The following is an 18,631-nucleotide window of genomic DNA, read 5'->3' on the forward strand; positions in this document are numbered from 1 at the left end:
ACGGCCGCCCGATTTCCCCCTGCAGCGGCCCCCAGGACTGTGACGGAGACTATGCAATCCCAGACCGATTCGGGCTTCACGTTCGTTCTCTTTGGCGGCACCGGCGACCTGTCGATGCGCAAGATCCTCCCCGCCCTCTATGAAGCGCATCGCTCAGGCATGCTCGCGGCGTCGGGCAAGATCGTATGCGTCGCACGGCAAGAGGACGACCGCGGGCAGTACCTTCAGTGGGTCGACGCGCATGTGCGGCCGCACGTCTCGAAAAACGGCCTCGACGAAGCCGCGTGGGCCAGCTTTCTCGCCCGCATCGACTATGTGAAGCTCGACCTGTCGCGCGCAGAAGATTTCACGACGCTGCGCGACGCCATTGCGCCGTTGCCGGGCATCCGCGTGTTCTATCTCGCGACGGGCCCGTCGCTGTTCGTGCCGATCTGCCGCGCGCTCGCCTCGGTCGGGTTGAACAGCAACGCGCGCATCGTGCTGGAAAAGCCGCTTGGCTACGACCTCAAGTCGTCGAATGCGATCAACGACGCTGTCGGCGAAATCTTCGCCGAAGGCCAGATCTACCGGATCGATCACTACCTCGGCAAGGAGCCGGTGCAGAACCTGCTCGCGCTGCGCTTCGGCAACGCGCTCTTCGAGCCGCTGTGGCGCCGCGAATGGGTGGAGAGCATCCAGATCACCATCGCGGAGGAACTCGGCGTCGAGGCGCGCGGCGACTTCTACGACAATACCGGCGCGCTGCGCGACATGGTGCAAAATCACCTGTTGCAGTTGCTGTCGATCGTCGCCATGGAACCGCCTCACTCGATGGATTCCGACTCGGTGCGCGACGAGAAGCTGCGCGTGCTGCGCGCGCTCAAGCCCATCGATACCCGCGACATCAGCAAGGTTGCGGTGCGCGGCCAGTATCATGCGGGGGTGATCCGCGGCCAGGCCGTGCCGGCCTACGCGACCGAACCGGGCGTGAAGGAAGACAGCCGCACCGAGACCTTCGTCGCGCTCAAGGTGGAGATCGAGAACTGGCGCTGGGCCGGCGTGCCGTTTTTCCTGCGCACCGGCAAGCGGCTCGCGGACCGCGTCGCGGAAATCGTGGTGAACTTCCGCCCCGTGCCGCACTCGGCGCTCGGCGCGCCTGCGCTGCGCCCCGGCGCGAACCGCCTCGTGATCCGCCTGCAGCCGAACGAGACCATTCGTCTTTACTGCCTCGCGAAACAGCCTGGAGAAGGGATGAATCTCGCCAGCGTGCACCTCGATCTCGCGTTCGACCGGTTCTTCCGCGAAGGCCAGATGGAGGCGTATCAGCGCCTGCTGCTCGACGTGATCCACGGGCGGCTCGCGCTCTTCGTGCGCCGCGACGAGCAGGAAGCGGCCTGGAAATGGGTCGAGCCGATCCTGAACGAATGGGCGGCCTCGCTGCGTCCGCCGAAGCCTTACGCAGCCGGCACGTGGGGACCTGCCGCGTCGGGCGCGATGCTCGCGCAGCACGGCACCTGCTGGCTCGAAGAGGAAAACTGACGCTGGATGCAGGACGGCGGCCACGCGCTGCGCGGCCGCCCGGACACGACTGATGGGCTGATGGAATCTGCACGAGATCCGCAATGATCTCCGCACTAGCTGCATGGAGGAGAAGTGATCGAGCTTCATGTATTCGATGACCCGCGCGTCCAATCCGACGCGCTGGCACGCGCCGTGGGCGATGCGCTACATGCGTCGCTCGCCGCTCAGCAGGCCGCCCCCGGCACCGGCACGCGCCGGGCGACGCTCGCCGTCTCCGGCGGCACGAGCCCGCGCCCGTTCCTCGAGGCGCTGTCGACGCATCGCTTCGACTGGGCCCGCACCGACGTCACGCTCGTCGACGACCGCTGGGTGCCGGAGACCGACCCCGCCAGCAACGCGCGCCTCGTGCGCGAAACCCTGCTGAAAAACGAGGCTGCGCTCGCACGCTTCCTGCCGCTCGTGGACGTGTCCGCCACGCTCGACTCGCACGTCGCCGCGCTCAACGCCGATCCGCAGCGCCTGTTGCCCAACGTCGCCGTGCTCGGCATGGGCGAGGACGGCCACACGGCTTCGATCTTCGCGGACGCGCCCGAGTGGCACGAAGCGATCACGACGGCTCGTCCGTTCGTCGCCGTGCATCCGCGGGCGGCGCCGCATGCGCGCGTGTCGTGGTCGATGCAGGCGCTGCGCCAGATCGATCGCCTCTTCCTGCTGATCGCGGGACAACGTAAGCTTGACGTTTTGCAACAGGCCGCCGCGGCCGAACAGAACAACGCCATATCTAAACTGGCGAACGACAAGGGAGTGAGACTCGATGTCTACTGGTGTGCCTAACAAAGCTGGCCCGTCCGCGGGCCAGCACGCCGACGGACCGAGGCTCCTCGCCGATATCGGCGGAACCAACGCGCGCTTCGCACTCGAAACCGGCCCGGGCGAAATCGGCCAGGTGCGCGTGTATCCGTGCGCCGAGTACCCGGGCGTCGCGCAAGTAATCGAGCAATACCTGGCCGACGTGAAGATCGGCCGCGTGAATCATGCGGCGATAGCGATTGCGAACCCGGTCGACGGCGACCAGGTGCGCATGACCAACCACGACTGGACCTTCTCGATCGAAGCCACGCGCCGCACGCTCGGCTTCGACACGCTGCTCGTCGTGAACGACTTCACCGCGCTCGCCATGGCGCTGCCGGGCCTCACCGACACCCAGCGCATGCAGGTGGGCGGCGGCACACGGCGCCAGAACAGCGTGATCGGCCTGCTCGGGCCGGGCACGGGCCTCGGCGTCTCGGGCCTGATTCCCGCCGACGACCGCTGGATCGCGCTCGGCAGCGAAGGCGGCCACGCGAGCTTCTCGCCGCAGGACGAGCGCGAAGACCTCGTGCTGCAGTTCGCCCGCAAGAAGTGGCCGCACGTCTCGTTCGAGCGCGTGTGCGCGGGCCCGGGGCTTGAGCTGATCTATCGTGCGCTCGCCGCGCGCGACAAGAAACGCGTCGTCGCCAGCCTCGATCCGGCCGAGGTCGCCAGGCGCGCCCACGAAGGCGAAGCGCTCGCGCAGGAAGCCGTCGAATGCTTCTGCGGCATTCTCGGCAGCTTCGCGGGCAACATCGCGATGACGCTCGGCGCGCTCGGCGGCATCTATATCGGCGGCGGCGTCGTGCCGCGTCTCGGCGAGCTGTTCGCGCGCTCGTCGTTTCGCCAGCGCTTCGAGGCCAAAGGGCGCTTCGACGCGTATCTCGCGAATGTCCCCACCTACGTCATCACCGCCGAATATCCGGCGTTCCTCGGCGTCTCCGCGATCCTCGCCGAGCAGTTGTCGAACCGCGCGGGCGGCGGCTCGTCGGCCGTCTTCGAACGCATCCGCCAGATGCGCGACGCGCTCACGCCCGCCGAGCGCCGCGTGGCCGACCTCGCGCTCAACCATCCGCGCTCGATCATCAACGATCCGATCATCGACATCGCGCGCAAGGCCGACGTGAGCCAGCCGACGGTGATCCGCTTTTGCCGCTCGCTCGGCTGCCAGGGGCTCTCCGACTTCAAGCTCAAGCTCGCGACCGGCCTCACGGGCACGATTCCCGTGAGCCACAGCCAGGTGCATCTGGGCGACGCGGCGACCGACTTCGGCGCGAAGGTGCTCGACAACACCGTTTCGGCGATTCTGCAGCTGCGCGAGCACCTGAACTTCGAGCACGTCGAAGAGGCCATCTCGCTGCTCAACGGCGCGCGCCGCATCGAGTTCTACGGGCTCGGCAATTCGCACATCGTCGCGCAGGACGCGCATTACAAGTTCTTCCGCTTCGGCATTCCGACCATCGCCTACGGCGACCTGTACATGCAGGCGGCCTCGGCGGCGCTGCTCGGCAAGGGCGACGTGATCGTGGCCGTGTCGAAATCGGGCCGCGCGCCCGAGCTGCTGCGCGTGCTCGACGTCGCGATGCAGGCCGGCGCGAAGGTGATCGCCATCACGTCGAGCAACACGCCGCTCGCGCGCCGCGCGAACGTTGCGCTCGAAACCGATCACATCGAAATGCGCGAGTCGCAGCTTTCGATGATCTCGCGCATCCTGCATCTGCTGATGATCGACATTCTCGCGGTGGGCGTCGCGATCCGCCGCGCGTCTCCGGAAGGCGACATGCACGACGCGATGGAACGCGTGCGCGCGCAGGCCGACGACGATGCATCGGCCGTGCTCGACTGGCTGAGCCACGGAGCGTCGTCGACCGCGCGCGACTGATTGCGGCCTGTACGCGCACCTTTGCGCGCGCAACGGCATGGGCAAAAAAATGGGACGTCCTGGCGTCCCATTTTTCATGGCGGCTGCCGCTGGCCGCTTCGCTTATGTCGAAGCAGGCTGCCGCGCCTGACCCGGCGCGGGATGCCCGTGCCAGCGCACGACGAGCAAGCGCCCGACGTAGGCGAGCATGCCGCACACGCCGATCGTGACGCCCATGCCGAACGGCGAGACGCCGGGAAACGCGCCGACCACGGCGCTCGCGAGCGCGCCGAGGCCAAGCTGCGCCGCGCCGAACACGGCCGCCGCCGCGCCTGCGTTCATCGGATAGCGGTGCATCAGATCGGTCGCGCAATTCGCGCCGAGAACGCCCACCACGCTCACCACGAAGAACAGCCCGAACACGATCGACCACAGCCCGCCCCACCCGGTCAGGCACATCAGCGCGACGAACAGCGACGCGATGCAACTGACCGTCGACGCCATCGAGACCATGCGCAGCACGCCGAGCCGGCCGACCAGCCGCGTGTTGAGCACGTTGCCGAGCATGATGCCGAACACGTTCACGCCGAAGAAAAGCCCGTAATGCTGCGGCGAAACGTGGAAATACTCGATGTAGACGAACGGCGTGGCGGAGATATAGGTGAACATCGACGCGAACGCCATGCCGCCGCACAGCATGTGCCCCCACACGAGCGGATCGCGCAGCAGGCGCCCGTAGGCGGCGAACGATCGGAACACCGCCGCGCTTTCGCGCTTTTCGGGCGGCCAGGTCTCGGGCACGCGCAGCCAGGCCGCGACGGCGCACGCGAGCCCGAACAGCGTGAGCGCGACGAACACGACGCGCCAGCCGCCGATCAGCAGCAACTGCCCGCCGATCAGCGGCGCGAGCAGCGGCCCGATCGACATGACGATGGCGACCATCGAAAGCACCTTGGCGGCATCGGATGGATCGTGTGCGTCGCGGGCGATGGCGCGCGCGAGCACCGACGCCGCGCCCGCGCCGAGCGCCTGCAAAAAGCGCACGATCACCAGTTCGCCGATGGAAAACGACAGCCAGCACGCAATGCTCGCCACGGTGAAGAGCGCGATGCCGCCCAGCAGCACCGGGCGGCGGCCATAGGCATCGGACACCGGGCCGTAGAGCAGCATGCCGACCGAAAAACCGGCCATGAAGCTCGTGAGGGTCGCGGACGCCGCCGCTGCCGATACGCCGAACGTCTGCGCGATGCCCGGCAGGCTCGGCAGGTACATGTCGGTTGCGAGCGGGCCGCAGGCCGCGAGCGCGCCGAGCAGCAGAATCAGCCGGATATCAGGCCGGCGGCGTGGCGAATGAGGCATGGAAATGGGCAGGAACGGGCAGAAACGTGCAGAAGCGGGCCGCGTGCGTTCGAGCGGCGTCAAGCCGCGGCCGTATCGGTCATGAGCCGCTTCGCGCGTGGCGCGCGCGGCATCGGAGCGAGCCATTGTACCCGAGGCAGGCACGGGTCTTTAGCGCTGCAAAAACGGCTCCAAAAACGGAAAAATCGTCCATCGTGGCGGCTTTCGTGGCCGGTTTCGCGACCGGTTTCGTCGCGACGTCGCACCCCGCCCACCCGCCTTCGGACCGGGCTGGCCGCTCTTGCGCCAGCGCGGCGCGCGCGGCTGCCGCGGCAACCTGCACCCCGGACCTATCCCCGCGAGTCCGGTACAATTTCGCCAGATTCCCCCTACGCGGCGCGAGATTGCACGCCGCGCGCCACATCACTCACGCAGGTTCAGCACTCATGTCCAACACCCAGTCCAGGAACCAGGCCCTCTTCGAACGCGCGCAGCAAACCATTCCCGGCGGCGTCAACTCGCCCGTACGCGCCTTCCGCTCGGTCGGCGGCACGCCGCGCTTCGTCGAGCGCGCCGAAGGGCCGTACTTCTGGGATGCCGACGGCCAGCGCTATATCGACTACATCGGCTCGTGGGGCCCGATGATCCTCGGCCACGTCCATCCCGAAGTGCTCGACGCCGTGCAGCGCGTGCTCTCGAAGGGCTTCTCGTTCGGCGCGCCGACCGAGGCCGAGATCGAGATCGCCGAGGAAATCTGCAGGATCGTGCCGTCGATGGAACAGGTGCGCATGGTGTCGAGCGGCACCGAAGCGACCATGAGCGCGCTGCGTCTCGCGCGCGGCTTCACGAAGCGCGACCGCATCGTGAAGTTCGAGGGCTGCTACCACGGCCACGCGGACAGCCTGCTCGTGAAGGCCGGCTCGGGCCTGCTCACGTTCGGCAACCCGACTTCGGCGGGCGTGCCCGTTGACATCGCGAAGCACACCACCGGGCTCGAGTACAACAACGTCGCGGCGCTCGAAGAGGCGTTCAAGGCGTTCGGCGACGAAATCGCCGCCGTGATCATCGAACCCGTCGCGGGCAACATGAATCTCGTGAAGGCCTCGCCGGCATTCATCGGCGCATTGCGCAGCCTGTGCACGAAGCACGGCGTCGTGCTGATTTTCGACGAAGTGATGTGCGGCTTCCGCGTGGGCCTCAAAGGCGCGCAGGCGCTCTACGGCGTCGAGGCCGACATGGTGTGCCTCGGCAAGGTGATCGGCGGCGGCATGCCCGCAGCGGCGTTCGGCGGCCGGCGCGAGATCATGGATCACCTCGCGCCGAACGGCACCGTGTATCAGGCAGGCACGCTCTCGGGCAATCCGGTTGCGGTCGCGGCCGGTCTCAAGACGCTGCAGCTGATCCAGGCGCCCGGTTTCTACGATCGCCTCACGGCGCAGACCGCGCGTCTCGCGCAAGGCCTCACCGAGGCGGCACGCGAAGCGAAAGTGCCGTTCGTCGCCGATTCGGTGGGCGGCATGTTCGGCCTCTACTTCGCCGAGAAGGTCCCGACGAGCTTCGCCGAAGTCACGAAGAGCGATGTCGCGCGCTTTAACCGCTTCTTCCACCAGATGCTGGACGCGGGCGTGTACTTCGCGCCGTCGGCTTATGAAGCGGGCTTCGTGTCGATCAAGCACGACGACGCGATCATCGACGAGACCATCGCCGCCGCACGCCGCGCGTTCGCCGAAGCATAAACTCGCGCGACGCACGCCACGAGAGAGCGCCGGGCACCTCGCCCGGCTCACCCGAACCGCTGCCCGGAAGTGCACGACGATGTTCTCGCAAACCGATTTCGTCCATATGGAACGCGCGCTCGCCCTCGCGGCGCGCGGCCTTTACACGACCGATCCGAATCCGCGCGTCGGCTGTGTGCTGGTGAAGGACGGCGTGGTGATCGGCGAAGGCTTCACGCAGCCGGCCGGCCAGGACCACGCCGAAATCCAGGCGATGAAGGACGCGCGCGGGCGCGGCCATGAACTGCGCGGCGCAACGGCTTATGTGACGCTCGAACCGTGCAGCCACTTCGGCCGCACGCCGCCCTGCGCGGGCGCGCTCATCGAAGCGAAGGTCGCGCGCGTGATCGCGGCGATGGAAGACCCGAATCCGCTCGTATCGGGGCGCGGCCTCACGATGCTGCGCGATGCCGGTATCGACGTGCGCTGCGGGCTGCTCGCGAACGAAGCGCGCGAGATGAACATCGGTTTCGTCTCGCGCATGACGAGAAAGCGCCCGTGGGTGCGCATGAAGATCGCGGCGTCGCTCGACGGCCGCACGGGCCTGCCCTCCGGCGTGAGCCAGTGGATCACGGGCGCCGAAGCGCGCGCGGACGGCCACGCGTGGCGCGCGCGTGCCTCGGCGATTCTCACGGGCATCGGCACCGTCAGGGAAGACGATCCGCGCCTGACCGTGCGCGCGGTCGACACGCCGCGCCAGCCGAAGCGCATCCTGGTCGACAGCAGGCTCGAAGTGCCGCCCGAAGCGCAGATTCTCGCTGGCGCGCCGACACTCGTGTTTTGCGCTTCGCTTGACGATCGCAATGCCGAGCGGGCCGAAGCGCTGCGTGCGCGCGGCGCCGAACTGGTGGCGCTCGGCAACGGACACGGCAAGGTCGATCTGCCCGCGATGCTCACCGAACTGGCGGCGCGCGGCGTGAACGAGCTTCACGTCGAGGCCGGCAACAAGCTCAACGGCTCGCTGCTGCGCGAGGGCTGCGTGGACGAGCTGCTGCTCTACGTCGCGCCGTCGCTGCTCGGCACCGACGCGCTCGGCATGATCGACATCGCCGCGCCCGCGAGCCTCGACGAGCGCACGCGCCTGACCTTCCATGCGGTCGAGCGCATCGGCGACGATCTGCGCATCCTCGCGCGGGTGGTGCGCGTGGTGCGCGGCGAGAACCCGCAGGCGGATGCGCCGTAAAGGGCCGCCGCGCCTCTCACTCACGAAACGAACACAAGGAACAGCACGATGTTTACCGGAATCGTCGCGGCAGTGGGCCGCATCGAATCGATCAAGCCGCTTGGCGCCGGTGCTGATGCGGGCGTGCGCCTCACCGTCGATGCGGGCAGCCTCGATCTCGATGACGTGCAGATCGGCGACAGCATCGCGATCCAGGGCGCGTGCATGACCGTGATCGAAAAGTCGGCAACGCGCTTCGACGTCGAAGTCTCGCGCGAAAGCCTGAACCACACCGTGGGCCTCGCCGCGACCGGCGACGTGAACCTCGAAAAGGCGTTGCGCGCGCATGACCGCCTCGGTGGCCACATCGTGTCGGGCCACGTGGATGGCCTCGGCACGGTTACGCGCTTTGCGCCGGTCGGTGAGTCGCATGAACTGCGCGTTCTCGCACCCGCCGACGTCGGCCGCTACCTCGCTTACAAGGGTTCGGTGACGATCAATGGCGTGAGCCTCACCGTGAACTCGGTCGACGACCGCGCGGACAGCTGTGAATTCTCGATCAACCTGATTCCGCACACTGTCGAGGTGACGACGCTCAGGCATCTGCAGGCCGGGTCGCAGGTGAATCTGGAGATCGACCTGATTGCGCGGTATGTGGAGCGGATGCTGTCGACGGCGTCGACTATCCAACGTAGCTGACCGCTGCGAGGAGCCTGGCGGGCAACAGTGCAACTCTCGGGGCGCGTTGCCCCGGCGCGTCGGTTATCAACCCTCCTGTCACTCAAACCGGACTACGCCGCGGCCGATCGCAATCAGGCGGCTGTTCCTCCACCGCTCGTCAGTTCTTTCAACGCTCGCTCCGGGGACACGGGTCCCTTGTAAAGCGGGCTACACGGCGTACGCGCCAGTTCTAGCGACAGCTCGATGAGTTCGGTCGGTTTGTCTTGGGTGCGGTAGGCTTCGGCGAGATGTGCGAACTCCGTCATGATGCCGACAACGCTGCGATTTTGCGTCTTCGCGTATTTGACGACCTGCATTTCGCGTACTTCCGAGTCGATAAACGAACGCGGCACGCCGTGGGCGGCCAGTATATCCACCAGAGCCCCCGGGAGCCTGACCGCCAGGTTGGCGGCCGGAGCCAACGGCATCAGCACCGGCAATAGCGTCCGCTCATTCACAAGCATCGCAACCTGCGGCCGCCATGGCAAAACAGTTGCGTACCAGTTGCCAAGCTTCGTGGTGCTGCTTCCGACCTCGAGCACATCAGGATTCAGGCGTTTGAGCAGCTTGTGAGTGCAGTAAAGATGCAACATGGAAAAGGGAGCAACCTCGTACCAGGAGAAGATGTACGCCGAGCTAACAAGCGTGGTCCGGCCCGCTCGCCGACACGGGCCCTTGTAATTATACGCAGGTAGCGTATAGTTTTGTCATGCAAGCGACCTTCATTGAACTGCCGCCATTTTCCCGTGAACGCGAGAACTACCTGGCGGATGACGAGTACGCCGTCCTGCAGAAAGAGCTGCTGGCTAATCCCGAGGCTGGTGACTTGATCAAAGGAGCCGGCGGTCTGCGGAAGTTGAGGTTCGCCGACAAACGCCGCCAGAAAGGCAAACGCGGTGGCCTACGAGTGATCTATTACTACTGGGTCAGCGGTTTCCAATTCTGGTTGTTCACACTGTACGACAAGGATGAAATGGCAGATCTATCCAGTGACGAGCGCAAAGCCTTCGCGAAGCTGCTGGCAAGAGAGGTCACGATACGGAGCAAGCAATGAAGAAGCGAAATCTGTTTGCTGAATTGACTGAGGGTCTCGACGCCCTTGCTACGGAGCGCGAAGGGAAAATCACGCTGCGGAAGATCAAGGCCGACGTGCCCGATGCGCTCGAAGTCTCGCCGGCCGAAATCAAGGCCGTGCGCGAAGCCTCTCACGCATCGCAAGCCGTCATGGCCCGAAGCCTGCGCATCAACGTGCGCACGTATCAGAATTGGGAGCAAGGCAAGGCCAGGCCCAACGCACAGGCCGCCACACTGATCCGACTGGTCGCCAAGCACCCGGAAACGCTTCAGATGCTGGAAACGCTCTGACCGACTGCGGGCATCGTCCAGCATCGCCTTTCGTCGTCTCGCTACAAGCGCCGTGACGCGACGGTATTTCTGACGGTATACGAGCAGCTTTCTGCGGCTCGTATACCGTCACGTCTTTAAAGATTCCCTTTTTCGGCACACGCGCCATATCACTGCGCCGGCGCAGACTTCCCGACGTACGGATGATGCTTTTTCACCCCGGGATGCTCTCTCGTCACTCTCGCCGGCGCCATCCGTGCCGGCTGCGCTTCGCCTTGGTGCGCCTGCACTTCCTGTGCGTGCTGCTCGAATTCCGCAATCTTCTGCGGGTCGGTGCTCATGGTGATGCCGTTCTCCGTCTGCGCATAGGCGGCACCCGCCAGGGTTGAAAGGGAAATCAGAACTGCAAGGGACACTTTATTCATCTCGTCCTCCGTGCGGAATCGACATGTCACTACAAAGAGCAATATACCTACCCGATGCTGGAAACGCTCTGAATCCGCGCGTCTCACGGATATAAGCTCTCGAGTACATCACAGACCTTATCCGTTCATCGCTGCAGTCAATGCGGTTGCAAATTCTGCGGCCGTTTACTCCGATTGTTCGGATGATCCTGCCACTCAATTCGTTTCCCGCCGCTTTATCGCGGCGCCGCGGACCTCTACATTCACGCTCAGCACCGGCGGATTTCTTCATGCAAGTCAAAACGCCGGTTTCGATTAATGGTGCGATTTACGCTGAGGAATACATCATGGGCAAGCTTGCAGGGAAGGTAGCCATTGTCACGGGCGCGTCGAAAGGCATCGGCGCCGGTATTGCGAAGGCACTCGCGGCCGAAGGCGCTGCGGTGGTCGTCAACTACGCGAGCAGCAAGGCGGGTGCGGATACCGTTGTATCCGCCATTACTTCGGCCGGAGGGAAGGCAGTTGCCGTAGGCGGCGACGTGTCGAAGGCCACCGACGCGCAAGGCATCGTCAGCACGGCCATCGAAACGTACGGTCGCCTCGACATACTCGTCAATAACTCCGGCATCTACGAGATGGCGCCGATCGAAGAAGTCACGGAAGCCCATTACCGCAAGCAGTTCGACACGAACGTGCTCGGCGTGCTGCTCACCACGCAGGCTGCCGTCAAGCATCTTGGCGAAGGTGCGAGCATCATCAACGTCAGCTCGGTCGTCACGACCATTACGCCACCGGGGAGCGCTGTCTATAGCGGAACGAAGGGCGCGGTGGATGCGATCACCGGCGTGCTCGCACGCGAACTCGGGCCGAAGAAGATCCGCGTGAACGCAATCAATCCTGGCATGGTCGTGACCGAAGGTACGCACACCGCGGGGTTCATCGGATCGGACTTCGAGCAGTTTGCGATCAGCCAGACGCCGCTCGGCCGCATTGGGCAGCCGGACGATATCGCGTCAGCCGTGGTTTTTCTTGCATCGGACGACGCTAAATGGCTGACGGGCGAGCATATCGTTGCCAGCGGGGGACTGCGGTAACTCGCACTGGCGGTGAACCTGCTCTGAGAAAAGCGGCACGTCGGCGACTTTTGCCGACGTGCCCGTTTGTGTTGAATCGGGCTAGCGCGATTGAGATCCCGTGTACTGACGACCGGCGGCGCGTGCCCTGACCGATGACACGCGGACACGCCGCCGCGAAGTCAAGGCCGTAAAGTCGAGGCCGCACAGCCGGGCTGCGCGGTTGGACCGCGCAGTTGGACCGATTCAGGATGTCAGTTTTTCAACCTGAACGCATTGACCACCTGAGTCAATTCGCCGGCCTTCTTGTCCAATGCATCCGCCGAGGTGACAGCCTGTTCGACCAACGCGGCGTTCTGCTGCGTCGTCTGATCCATTTGAGCGACGGCCTGGTTGACCTGTTCGATGCCGTTCGTTTGCTCGTGCCCGGCTGCGGCGATCCCGCTGATGATGTCCGACACACGCTGGATGCTCTCCACGACTTCTTTCATCTTCGCGCCGGCTTGCTCGACGAGTGAAGTCCCGGCATCCACGTTGCAGACGGAATCGTCGATCAGGGCCTTGATCTCTTTGGCGGCCACGGCGGAGCGTTGCGCCAGCGTGCGCACTTCGCCTGCAACGACCGCAAACCCCCGGCCATGCTCGCCAGCGCGTGCGGCTTCCACCGCCGCATTGAGCGCGAGGATGTTGGTTTGGAAGGCAATGCCGTCGATAACGCCGATGATGTCGACGATCTTCCTCGACGACACGTTAATGGCCGCCATGGTGCTCACCACTTCGGCGACGGCGTCCCCGCCCTGGCCCGCTACACGCGAAGCTGCAACGGCCATCTGGCTGGCCTGATGCGCGTTGTCTGCATTCTCCTTCACGGTCGCCGTCAGTTCCTCCATCGACGCGGCAGTCTGTTCCAATGCCGCCGCCTGTTGTTCGGTCCGTGACGACAGGTCGACATTGCCCGCGTTCATTTCGCCCGCGGCGCCCGAGATGGCGTCGGCGCCCGAGCGCACCTTGGTTACGATACTCAGCAGGCTGTCCTGCATGGTTTTCATCGTGTGCAGCAGGCTGGAGTCGTCACCGGGTTTGACCTTGACCGTTTCGGACAGATCACCGGCGGCGATTCGTCGCGCAACGTCTGCGGCGGCTTCAAGTTCTCCGCCGACCGCCTTGTTCAAGCTTCGAATGACCAGCAGGCTTGCGCCGTTCAGGAAAATACCGACCAGGCTCAGCGCCAGAAAAGCCAGCCAGAAGTCCTTGATCGTCGCGTCGGTCAGGTCATCCAGATAGACGCCTGTTCCGAACGTCCAGTCCCATGGCTTGTACGTCAAGACATAGGTGCCCTTGGGAAACACCCTGGATTGGTCGGGATTGCCTGGCTTGGGCCAGACATACTCCACCCACCCCTCGCCTTTGGTTCTCGCGATGTCCGCCATATCCCTGAACAGGTGGTGCCCCTTGGGATCTTTATAATCCGCGACGTTTTGCCCCTCCATCTCGGGCTTGATCGGATGCAGCAGGATCTTGGGCTCGGACGAGATCACAAAAAGGTAACCGTCCTTCCCAAAGCGCAGCGCTCTGATACGGGCCAGCGCTTGTTGCTGCGCTTCAGCCAGGGGAAGTTTTCCGGCGGCCACCATCGCCGCGTAATCCTTTGCGATCGAGACGCCGATTTCAGTGGCCGATTTCATCGCAAGCTGCCGCTCTTCCAGCAGACGCGCCTTGTTGTGGTAGAGGCCCGCTCCCGTCACCGCCCATAAACTGATCCAGCAAACGAACAGAGGGGCAAAGAGCTTTGCGCGAAAAGTCAGTTTCATGGTTTCCCCGAATGTCTTCGCCCATGACAGTTGTTAATGCAGCTATATGTGCCTGCACGATCAGCACATGTCATGGGAGATTATTTTCGATTTATTTTGTGTAGCTACGTTGGTCTGGTTCGAGGTGAACCGCTCCCGTTGATCGATACTAAAACGTATAAGAGCGATTTTCCATGCCTGAATATGCATTGCCTTGACCGGTACGAAACGTTTGGCGTCGACAGATGTACACCGTCATCGTTCGTAATGGCTGTGAAAGCAGGACGTGCCGGACAGCCCGGCCTTATTGCGCGATTGGGTGCGATTTGGCGCGCCCAGCTTTGCCTGACAATCGCAAGCTGCTGACCATGCTCAATGCCATGGTCAGAACCAACACGCCTTGGGACAATTCACTTCATCGGGCTTGACTCGAGAGACGGTTACTCAGACGTGCTCGGCCCGGACAAACGGCTTGATGCGCGCGAGCACGTCCTGAAGCTGTTCGCGCGCACGTTCGGTGTCGTAATGGGCCTGTAGCTCCATCCAGCTGCGTGCGTCGGTGCCGAAAAAGACGGCGAAGCGCACCGCCGTGTCGGCTGTGATCGCACGCTTGCCGAGCACGATCTCGTTGACGCGGCGCGGCGGCACGTCAATCGCCTTGGCGAGTGCGTACTGGCTGATGCCGAGAGGCTTGAGCCAATCTTCCGAAAGAATCTCGCCCGGTGTCGCAAGCGGAACTTCGCGTGCCATGGTGATGCTCCTCAGTGGTAGTCGACGATACGGACCTCCGATGCGTCGCCGTCTGCGAAATGAAAGCAGATCCGCCATTGCACATTGATGCGCAGGCTGTAGTAGCCAGCCAGGTCGCCGGATAGCCGCTCAAGGCGATTGCCCGGCGGCACCCGCAGAAACGAAAGCGTGGCGGCGGCATGGATCTGCTGCATTTTGCGCACCGCTACCCGCTCGATGAGCGCGAAGCGTGCGACCCGGCGCCCGAAAAAGAGCGCCTCGGTATCCCGGCAAGCAAACGAAGTAATCATCGCAAATAGTAACGTAGTGCGTTAATAACATCAACCGTTACTATTGTGCCGAGGGTGTTTTCCGCCGCCCAGCCAGCCGTTCGGCCAACCCCGGGCCAACGCGTCGGCGAGGCACCGGGCAGCGAGCCGGAACGTGGCGACGGCGCGGCAACTGCGCGGCGCAACGCGCGTAGCGTGCCCGCTGCGGAACGGGGCGGGTCTCTTCTTGTTTCTTGCCCCCGCCGACGGCGACGCGCACGCCCGCGTGGCGTAAAATACCGGCTTTCCAGACCAGATCCTCATAATGACCCTCGCCACCACCCCAGAGATCATCGCCGAGCTCAAAGCCGGCCGGATGGTGATCCTCGTCGACGAAGAAGACCGGGAAAACGAGGGAGACCTCGTCATCGCAGCAGAATTCGTGACGCCCGAGGCGATCAACTTCATGGCGAAGTACGGCCGCGGCCTGGTCTGCCTGACGCTCACGCAGGAGCGCTGCAAGCAGCTCAACCTGCCGCTCATGACGTACCGCAACGGCACGCAGTACGGCACCGCGTTCACGGTCAGCATCGAAGCGGCCGAAGGCGTGACGACGGGCATTTCCGCCGCCGACCGCGCCCGCACGATCCAGACCGCCGTCGCGCACGACGCGCGCGCCGATCACATCGTTCAGCCGGGCCACGTATTCCCGATCATGGCGCAGCCTGGCGGCGTGCTCGTACGCGCCGGCCACACCGAGGCGGGCTGCGACTTCACGGCGCTCGCGGGCCTCACGCCGGCCGCGGTGATCTGCGAGGTCATCAAGGACGACGGCACGATGGCGCGCCTGCCCGATCTCATCGAATTCGCGCAGCAGCACAACCTGAAGATCGGCACGATCGCCGATCTGATCCACTATCGCAGCCGCACCGAGTCGATCGTCGAGCGCGTTGCCGAACGCACCATGCAGACGGCGCACGGCACCTTCCGCGCGATCATGTACATCGACCACCCGACGCGCACCCCCCACATCGCGCTCGTGCGCGGCACGCCCACGCCCGAGCGCGACACGCCGGTGCGCGTGCACGAGCCGCTTTCGGTGCTGGATCTGCTCGAAACGGGCGCGTCCACGCACTCGTGGACGCTCGACGCCGCCATCCGCGAAATCGCGGGGCGCGATCTCGGCGTCATCGTCATGCTCAACTGCGGCGACACCAGGGAACATCTGATCGACGTCTTCACGGCGTTCGACCAGAAGGAGCGCGCGGAAGCGCTCGCGCGCCGTCCGGTCGACTTCAAGACCTACGGCATCGGCGCGCAGATCCTGCGCGAACTCGGTGTAGGCCGCATGCAGGTGTTGTCGAAACCGCGCCGCCTCGGCAGCATGTCGGGTTACGGGCTCGAAGTCACCGGCTTCGTGCCGATGCCCGGCAGCAGCACTGAAGCGCCCTGCCCGCCGGAAGGCGCCGAGCGCACCGCGACGCGCGCCTGACGGGCCAGGCCCCAGGCGCGCCCACTCACACCGTCACCACGCTCAACCGAACCTACGGACACCACATGGAAATCGGACAATACCAACCGAACCTCGACGGCGACGGACTGCGCATCGGCATCGTCCAGTCGCGCTTTAACGAACCCGTCTGCAACGGCCTCGCGGATGCGTGCATCGAAGAACTCGAACGCCTCGGCGTGACGGGCGAAGACGTGCTGCTCGTCACCGTGCCCGGCGCGCTGGAAATCCCGCTCGCGCTGCAAAAGCTCGCGGAAAGCGGCCAGTTCGACGCGCTGATCGCGCTCGGCGCGGTCGTGCGCGGCGAGACGTATCACTTCGAACTCGTTTCGAACGAGAGCGGCGCGGGCATCTCGCGCATCTCGCTCGACTTCGGCGTGCCGGTCGCCAATGCCGTGCTGACGACCGAAACCGAAGAACAGGCCGTCGCGCGCATGACCGAAAAGGGTCGCGACGCAGCGCGCGTCGCAGTCGAGATGGCGAACCTCACGGTTGCGCTCGAACAGCTCGACGGCGGCGACGACGAAGAGGACGAGGAAGACGAAGAGGAACAACGATGAAGAGCGCGCGCCGACGCTCCCGCGAACTGGCCACGCAGGGGTTGTATCAGTGGCTGCTGTCGGGTGTGCCCGCCGGCGAAATCGACGCCCAGCTGCGCGGTTCGCAGGGCTACGACAAGGCCGATCATGAGCATCTGGACGCGATCCTGCACGGCGTGATCCGCGACGCGGACACGCTGTCGGCCACCATCGCGCCGTGCCTCGACCGTCCGATCGAGCAGCTTTCGCCCGTCGAGCGCGCCGTGCTGCTGGTCGCGACTTACGAGCTCACGCATCACGTCGACATCCCGTACCGTGTCGTGATCAACGAGGCGGTCGAACTGACGAAGACGTTTGGCGGCTCGGACGGCTACAAGTACGTCAATGGCGTGCTCGACAAGTTGTCGGTGCAACTGCGCGCCGCTGAAATTCAGGCTGCGCGCAGGTCCTGAGGCCGGGGGCCGGGGCCGCGCCGAATACGCGCGGGCCTTGGCCTTGACCTTTCTTGACCCGCCAGGCCGGTATGAAAGAACTGGAATCACCCGCATGAACACCGTTGCCGAACCGCTCTTGCGGCTTGCCGCGCGCGTCGACGAAATCCAGCCGTTCTACGTCATGGAACTGGCCAAGGAAGCGGCGAAACTCGAACGCGCCGGACGCGACATCATCCACATGGGTATCGGCGAGCCGGACTTCACGGCCCCGGAGCCGGTGGTGGAGGCCGCCGCCGCCGCCCTGCGCCGCGGCGTCACGCAGTACACGAGCGCGCTCGGCATTCACGAACTGCGCGAGGCAATCGCCGCGCATTACCAGCACACCTTCGGGCTTACGATCGACCCGGCGCGCGTCGTGGTCACGGCGGGCGCCTCGGCGGCGCTGCTGCTCGCGTGCACCGCGCTCGTCGATCGCGACGACGAAGTGCTGATGCCCGACCCGTGCTATCCGTGCAACCGTCATTTCGTGGCGGCTGCGGAAGGCAAGCCCGTGCTCGTGCCGAGCGGCCCGCAGGCGCGCTTCCAGCTGACCGCCGCCGACGTCGAACGCCACTGGACCGAACACACGCGCGGCGTGCTGCTCGCGTCGCCGTCGAATCCCACGGGCACGTCGATCGATCCCGCCGAATTGAAACGGATCGTGCAGACGGTGCGTGCACGCGGGGGCTTCACGATCGTCGACGAGATCTACCAGGGTCTGAGCTATGACGCGCCGCCCGTTTCGGCGCTCTCGTTCGGCGACGACGTCGTGACGGTCAACAGCTTCTCGAAGTACTTCAACATGACGGGCTGGCGGCTCGGCTGGCTGGTTGTGCCGCCCGCGCTCGTCGGCGCGTTCGAGAAACTGGCGCAGAACCTGTTCATCTGCGCATCGGCACTCGCGCAGTACGCGGCGCTCGCGTGCTTCGAGCCGGATACGCTCGCCATCTACGAGTCACGCCGCCTCGAATTCAAACGACGCCGCGACTTCATTGCACCTGCGCTCGAAACGCTCGGTTTCAAGGTGCCGGTGATGCCCGACGGTGCGTTCTACGTCTACGCGGACTGCACGCACGTCGCACATCCGGCCGCAGGCGACAGCGACGCACTGACTCGCGCGATGCTCCACGACGCGGGCACGGTGATGGTGCCGGGCATGGACTTCGGTGTCGCCGCGCCGCATCAGTACGTGCGGCTCTCGTATGCGACCGCGTACGAGCGGCTCGAAGAAGCGGTCGAACGGCTGCGCAAGCTGTTCAATCGCTAGGCGCCGCGGCTGCTATTGCAGCAGGCAA

Annotated in this window: 19 protein-coding genes; 13 read left to right on the plus strand and 6 right to left on the minus strand. The window is 64.9% G+C overall.

Going from position 1 to position 18,631, the window contains the following annotated elements:
* The first annotated feature begins 51 nt into the window (after nucleotides 1–51).
* The 3 genes from zwf to EPN59_RS18305 all read left to right on the plus strand — a co-directional run bounded on the left by zwf (nucleotide 52) and on the right by EPN59_RS18305 (nucleotide 4,231).
* On the plus strand, nucleotides 52–1,518 hold the full coding sequence (zwf, locus tag EPN59_RS18295; protein ID WP_293041237.1) for a glucose-6-phosphate dehydrogenase: 1,467 nt from the start codon (nucleotides 52–54) through the stop codon (nucleotides 1,516–1,518).
* Between the two features lie 114 nt (nucleotides 1,519–1,632).
* Nucleotides 1,633–2,334 (plus strand): 6-phosphogluconolactonase, encoded by a 702-nt coding sequence (pgl, locus tag EPN59_RS18300; protein ID WP_293041238.1) that lies wholly within the window; start codon nucleotides 1,633–1,635, stop codon nucleotides 2,332–2,334.
* Nucleotides 2,315–4,231, plus strand: a complete 1,917-nt coding sequence (locus EPN59_RS18305; RefSeq protein WP_293041239.1) for a bifunctional transcriptional regulator/glucokinase — start codon at nucleotides 2,315–2,317, stop codon at nucleotides 4,229–4,231. Before pgl ends, EPN59_RS18305 begins: the two co-directional genes overlap by 20 nt.
* A gap of 102 nt (nucleotides 4,232–4,333) precedes the next feature.
* Here EPN59_RS18305 and EPN59_RS18310 read toward each other — a convergent pair whose 3' ends face one another.
* Nucleotides 4,334–5,569: a Bcr/CflA family multidrug efflux MFS transporter gene (locus tag EPN59_RS18310; RefSeq protein ID WP_293041241.1), complete on the minus strand. Its 1,236-nt coding sequence runs from the start codon at nucleotides 5,567–5,569 to the stop codon at nucleotides 4,334–4,336.
* A gap of 425 nt (nucleotides 5,570–5,994) precedes the next feature.
* On the opposite strand from EPN59_RS18310, the gene hemL reads away from it, so the two are divergent.
* From hemL to EPN59_RS18325, 3 genes are all read left to right on the plus strand, one after another.
* Nucleotides 5,995–7,284: a glutamate-1-semialdehyde 2,1-aminomutase gene (gene hemL / locus EPN59_RS18315; RefSeq protein WP_293039141.1), complete on the plus strand. Its 1,290-nt coding sequence runs from the start codon at nucleotides 5,995–5,997 to the stop codon at nucleotides 7,282–7,284.
* A 79-nt stretch (nucleotides 7,285–7,363) separates the two neighbouring features.
* A complete protein-coding gene (ribD, locus tag EPN59_RS18320; protein WP_293039135.1) occupies nucleotides 7,364–8,506 on the plus strand; it encodes a bifunctional diaminohydroxyphosphoribosylaminopyrimidine deaminase/5-amino-6-(5-phosphoribosylamino)uracil reductase RibD in 1,143 nt (380 codons plus the stop codon).
* Between the two features lie 48 nt (nucleotides 8,507–8,554).
* Nucleotides 8,555–9,184, plus strand: a complete 630-nt coding sequence (locus tag EPN59_RS18325; protein ID WP_293039133.1) for a riboflavin synthase — start codon at nucleotides 8,555–8,557, stop codon at nucleotides 9,182–9,184.
* Nucleotides 9,185–9,297: 113 nt separating this feature from the next.
* Here EPN59_RS18325 and EPN59_RS18330 read toward each other — a convergent pair whose 3' ends face one another.
* The gene (locus EPN59_RS18330) at nucleotides 9,298–9,798 is read right to left on the minus strand and encodes a hypothetical protein (RefSeq protein WP_293039130.1); all 501 of its coding nucleotides are present in this window, start codon (nucleotides 9,796–9,798) and stop codon (nucleotides 9,298–9,300) included.
* Nucleotides 9,799–9,914: 116 nt separating this feature from the next.
* Between EPN59_RS18330 and EPN59_RS18335 the strand changes: the two genes are divergently transcribed.
* Both EPN59_RS18335 and EPN59_RS18340 read left to right on the plus strand, forming a co-directional pair.
* Nucleotides 9,915–10,259, plus strand: coding sequence for a type II toxin-antitoxin system RelE/ParE family toxin (locus EPN59_RS18335; RefSeq protein ID WP_293039127.1), 345 nt, complete (start codon nucleotides 9,915–9,917; stop codon nucleotides 10,257–10,259).
* Entirely contained in the window at nucleotides 10,256–10,570 is a 315-nt protein-coding gene (locus EPN59_RS18340) for a helix-turn-helix domain-containing protein (RefSeq protein ID WP_293039124.1), read from the plus strand. The genes EPN59_RS18335 and EPN59_RS18340 overlap by 4 nt, the downstream gene beginning before the upstream one ends.
* Nucleotides 10,571–10,719: 149 nt before the next feature.
* On the opposite strand, the gene EPN59_RS18345 is transcribed toward EPN59_RS18340, so the two are convergent.
* Complete coding sequence (locus tag EPN59_RS18345) at nucleotides 10,720–10,974, minus strand: hypothetical protein (RefSeq protein ID WP_293039123.1); 255 nt, start codon at nucleotides 10,972–10,974, stop codon at nucleotides 10,720–10,722.
* 326 nt (nucleotides 10,975–11,300) lie between these two features.
* Here EPN59_RS18345 and EPN59_RS18350 point away from each other — a divergent pair, with 326 nt between their 5' ends.
* Nucleotides 11,301–12,047: a glucose 1-dehydrogenase gene (locus EPN59_RS18350; RefSeq protein ID WP_293039138.1), complete on the plus strand. Its 747-nt coding sequence runs from the start codon at nucleotides 11,301–11,303 to the stop codon at nucleotides 12,045–12,047.
* A gap of 233 nt (nucleotides 12,048–12,280) precedes the next feature.
* Here EPN59_RS18350 and EPN59_RS18355 read toward each other — a convergent pair whose 3' ends face one another.
* From EPN59_RS18355 to EPN59_RS18365, 3 genes are all read right to left on the minus strand, one after another.
* Nucleotides 12,281–13,837, minus strand: a complete 1,557-nt coding sequence (locus EPN59_RS18355; protein WP_293046559.1) for a methyl-accepting chemotaxis protein — start codon at nucleotides 13,835–13,837, stop codon at nucleotides 12,281–12,283.
* Nucleotides 13,838–14,260: 423 nt separating this feature from the next.
* Entirely contained in the window at nucleotides 14,261–14,566 is a 306-nt protein-coding gene (locus EPN59_RS18360) for a HigA family addiction module antitoxin (protein ID WP_293039117.1), read from the minus strand.
* 11 nt (nucleotides 14,567–14,577) lie between these two features.
* Complete coding sequence (locus EPN59_RS18365) at nucleotides 14,578–14,856, minus strand: type II toxin-antitoxin system RelE/ParE family toxin (protein WP_293039114.1); 279 nt, start codon at nucleotides 14,854–14,856, stop codon at nucleotides 14,578–14,580.
* A 283-nt stretch (nucleotides 14,857–15,139) separates the two neighbouring features.
* Between EPN59_RS18365 and ribBA the strand changes: the two genes are divergently transcribed.
* The 4 genes from ribBA to EPN59_RS18385 all read left to right on the plus strand — a co-directional run bounded on the left by ribBA (nucleotide 15,140) and on the right by EPN59_RS18385 (nucleotide 18,603).
* Nucleotides 15,140–16,306: a bifunctional 3,4-dihydroxy-2-butanone-4-phosphate synthase/GTP cyclohydrolase II gene (ribBA, locus tag EPN59_RS18370; protein ID WP_293046562.1), complete on the plus strand. Its 1,167-nt coding sequence runs from the start codon at nucleotides 15,140–15,142 to the stop codon at nucleotides 16,304–16,306.
* Between the two features lie 65 nt (nucleotides 16,307–16,371).
* A complete protein-coding gene (gene ribH, locus EPN59_RS18375) occupies nucleotides 16,372–16,884 on the plus strand; it encodes a 6,7-dimethyl-8-ribityllumazine synthase (protein WP_293034262.1) in 513 nt (170 codons plus the stop codon).
* Nucleotides 16,881–17,315 (plus strand): transcription antitermination factor NusB, encoded by a 435-nt coding sequence (gene nusB, locus EPN59_RS18380; protein WP_293034261.1) that lies wholly within the window; start codon nucleotides 16,881–16,883, stop codon nucleotides 17,313–17,315. The genes ribH and nusB overlap by 4 nt, the downstream gene beginning before the upstream one ends.
* Nucleotides 17,316–17,409: 94 nt before the next feature.
* Nucleotides 17,410–18,603 carry a pyridoxal phosphate-dependent aminotransferase gene (locus tag EPN59_RS18385; RefSeq protein ID WP_293034260.1) on the plus strand — a complete coding sequence of 398 codons (1,194 nt, stop codon included), beginning with the start codon at nucleotides 17,410–17,412 and terminating at the stop codon, nucleotides 18,601–18,603.
* Nucleotides 18,604–18,631: the final 28 nt, after the last annotated feature.

The sequence above is a fragment of the Paraburkholderia sp. genome, assembly GCF_004298475.1.
GTDB classification, from domain to species: domain Bacteria; phylum Pseudomonadota; class Gammaproteobacteria; order Burkholderiales; family Burkholderiaceae; genus Paraburkholderia; species Paraburkholderia denitrificans.

Excerpts from the sequence above, each read along its gene's own strand:
- zwf (WP_293041237.1), top strand. The coding sequence starts at position 52 with ATGCAATCCCAGACCGATTCGGGCTTCACGTTCGTTCTCTTTGGCGGC.
- EPN59_RS18305 (WP_293041239.1), top strand. The coding sequence starts at position 2,315 with ATGTCTACTGGTGTGCCTAACAAAGCTGGCCCGTCCGCGGGCCAGCAC.
- EPN59_RS18310 (WP_293041241.1), bottom strand. The coding sequence starts at position 5,569 with ATGCCTCATTCGCCACGCCGCCGGCCTGATATCCGGCTGATTCTGCTG.
- hemL (WP_293039141.1), top strand. The coding sequence starts at position 5,995 with ATGTCCAACACCCAGTCCAGGAACCAGGCCCTCTTCGAACGCGCGCAG.
- ribD (WP_293039135.1), top strand. The coding sequence starts at position 7,364 with ATGTTCTCGCAAACCGATTTCGTCCATATGGAACGCGCGCTCGCCCTC.
- EPN59_RS18325 (WP_293039133.1), top strand. The coding sequence starts at position 8,555 with ATGTTTACCGGAATCGTCGCGGCAGTGGGCCGCATCGAATCGATCAAG.
- EPN59_RS18330 (WP_293039130.1), bottom strand. The coding sequence starts at position 9,798 with ATGTTGCATCTTTACTGCACTCACAAGCTGCTCAAACGCCTGAATCCT.
- EPN59_RS18335 (WP_293039127.1), top strand. The coding sequence starts at position 9,915 with ATGCAAGCGACCTTCATTGAACTGCCGCCATTTTCCCGTGAACGCGAG.
- EPN59_RS18340 (WP_293039124.1), top strand. The coding sequence starts at position 10,256 with ATGAAGAAGCGAAATCTGTTTGCTGAATTGACTGAGGGTCTCGACGCC.
- EPN59_RS18345 (WP_293039123.1), bottom strand. The coding sequence starts at position 10,974 with ATGAATAAAGTGTCCCTTGCAGTTCTGATTTCCCTTTCAACCCTGGCG.
- EPN59_RS18350 (WP_293039138.1), top strand. The coding sequence starts at position 11,301 with ATGGGCAAGCTTGCAGGGAAGGTAGCCATTGTCACGGGCGCGTCGAAA.
- EPN59_RS18355 (WP_293046559.1), bottom strand. The coding sequence starts at position 13,837 with ATGAAACTGACTTTTCGCGCAAAGCTCTTTGCCCCTCTGTTCGTTTGC.
- EPN59_RS18360 (WP_293039117.1), bottom strand. The coding sequence starts at position 14,566 with ATGGCACGCGAAGTTCCGCTTGCGACACCGGGCGAGATTCTTTCGGAA.
- EPN59_RS18365 (WP_293039114.1), bottom strand. The coding sequence starts at position 14,856 with ATGATTACTTCGTTTGCTTGCCGGGATACCGAGGCGCTCTTTTTCGGG.
- ribBA (WP_293046562.1), top strand. The coding sequence starts at position 15,140 with ATGACCCTCGCCACCACCCCAGAGATCATCGCCGAGCTCAAAGCCGGC.
- ribH (WP_293034262.1), top strand. The coding sequence starts at position 16,372 with ATGGAAATCGGACAATACCAACCGAACCTCGACGGCGACGGACTGCGC.
- nusB (WP_293034261.1), top strand. The coding sequence starts at position 16,881 with ATGAAGAGCGCGCGCCGACGCTCCCGCGAACTGGCCACGCAGGGGTTG.
- EPN59_RS18385 (WP_293034260.1), top strand. The coding sequence starts at position 17,410 with ATGAACACCGTTGCCGAACCGCTCTTGCGGCTTGCCGCGCGCGTCGAC.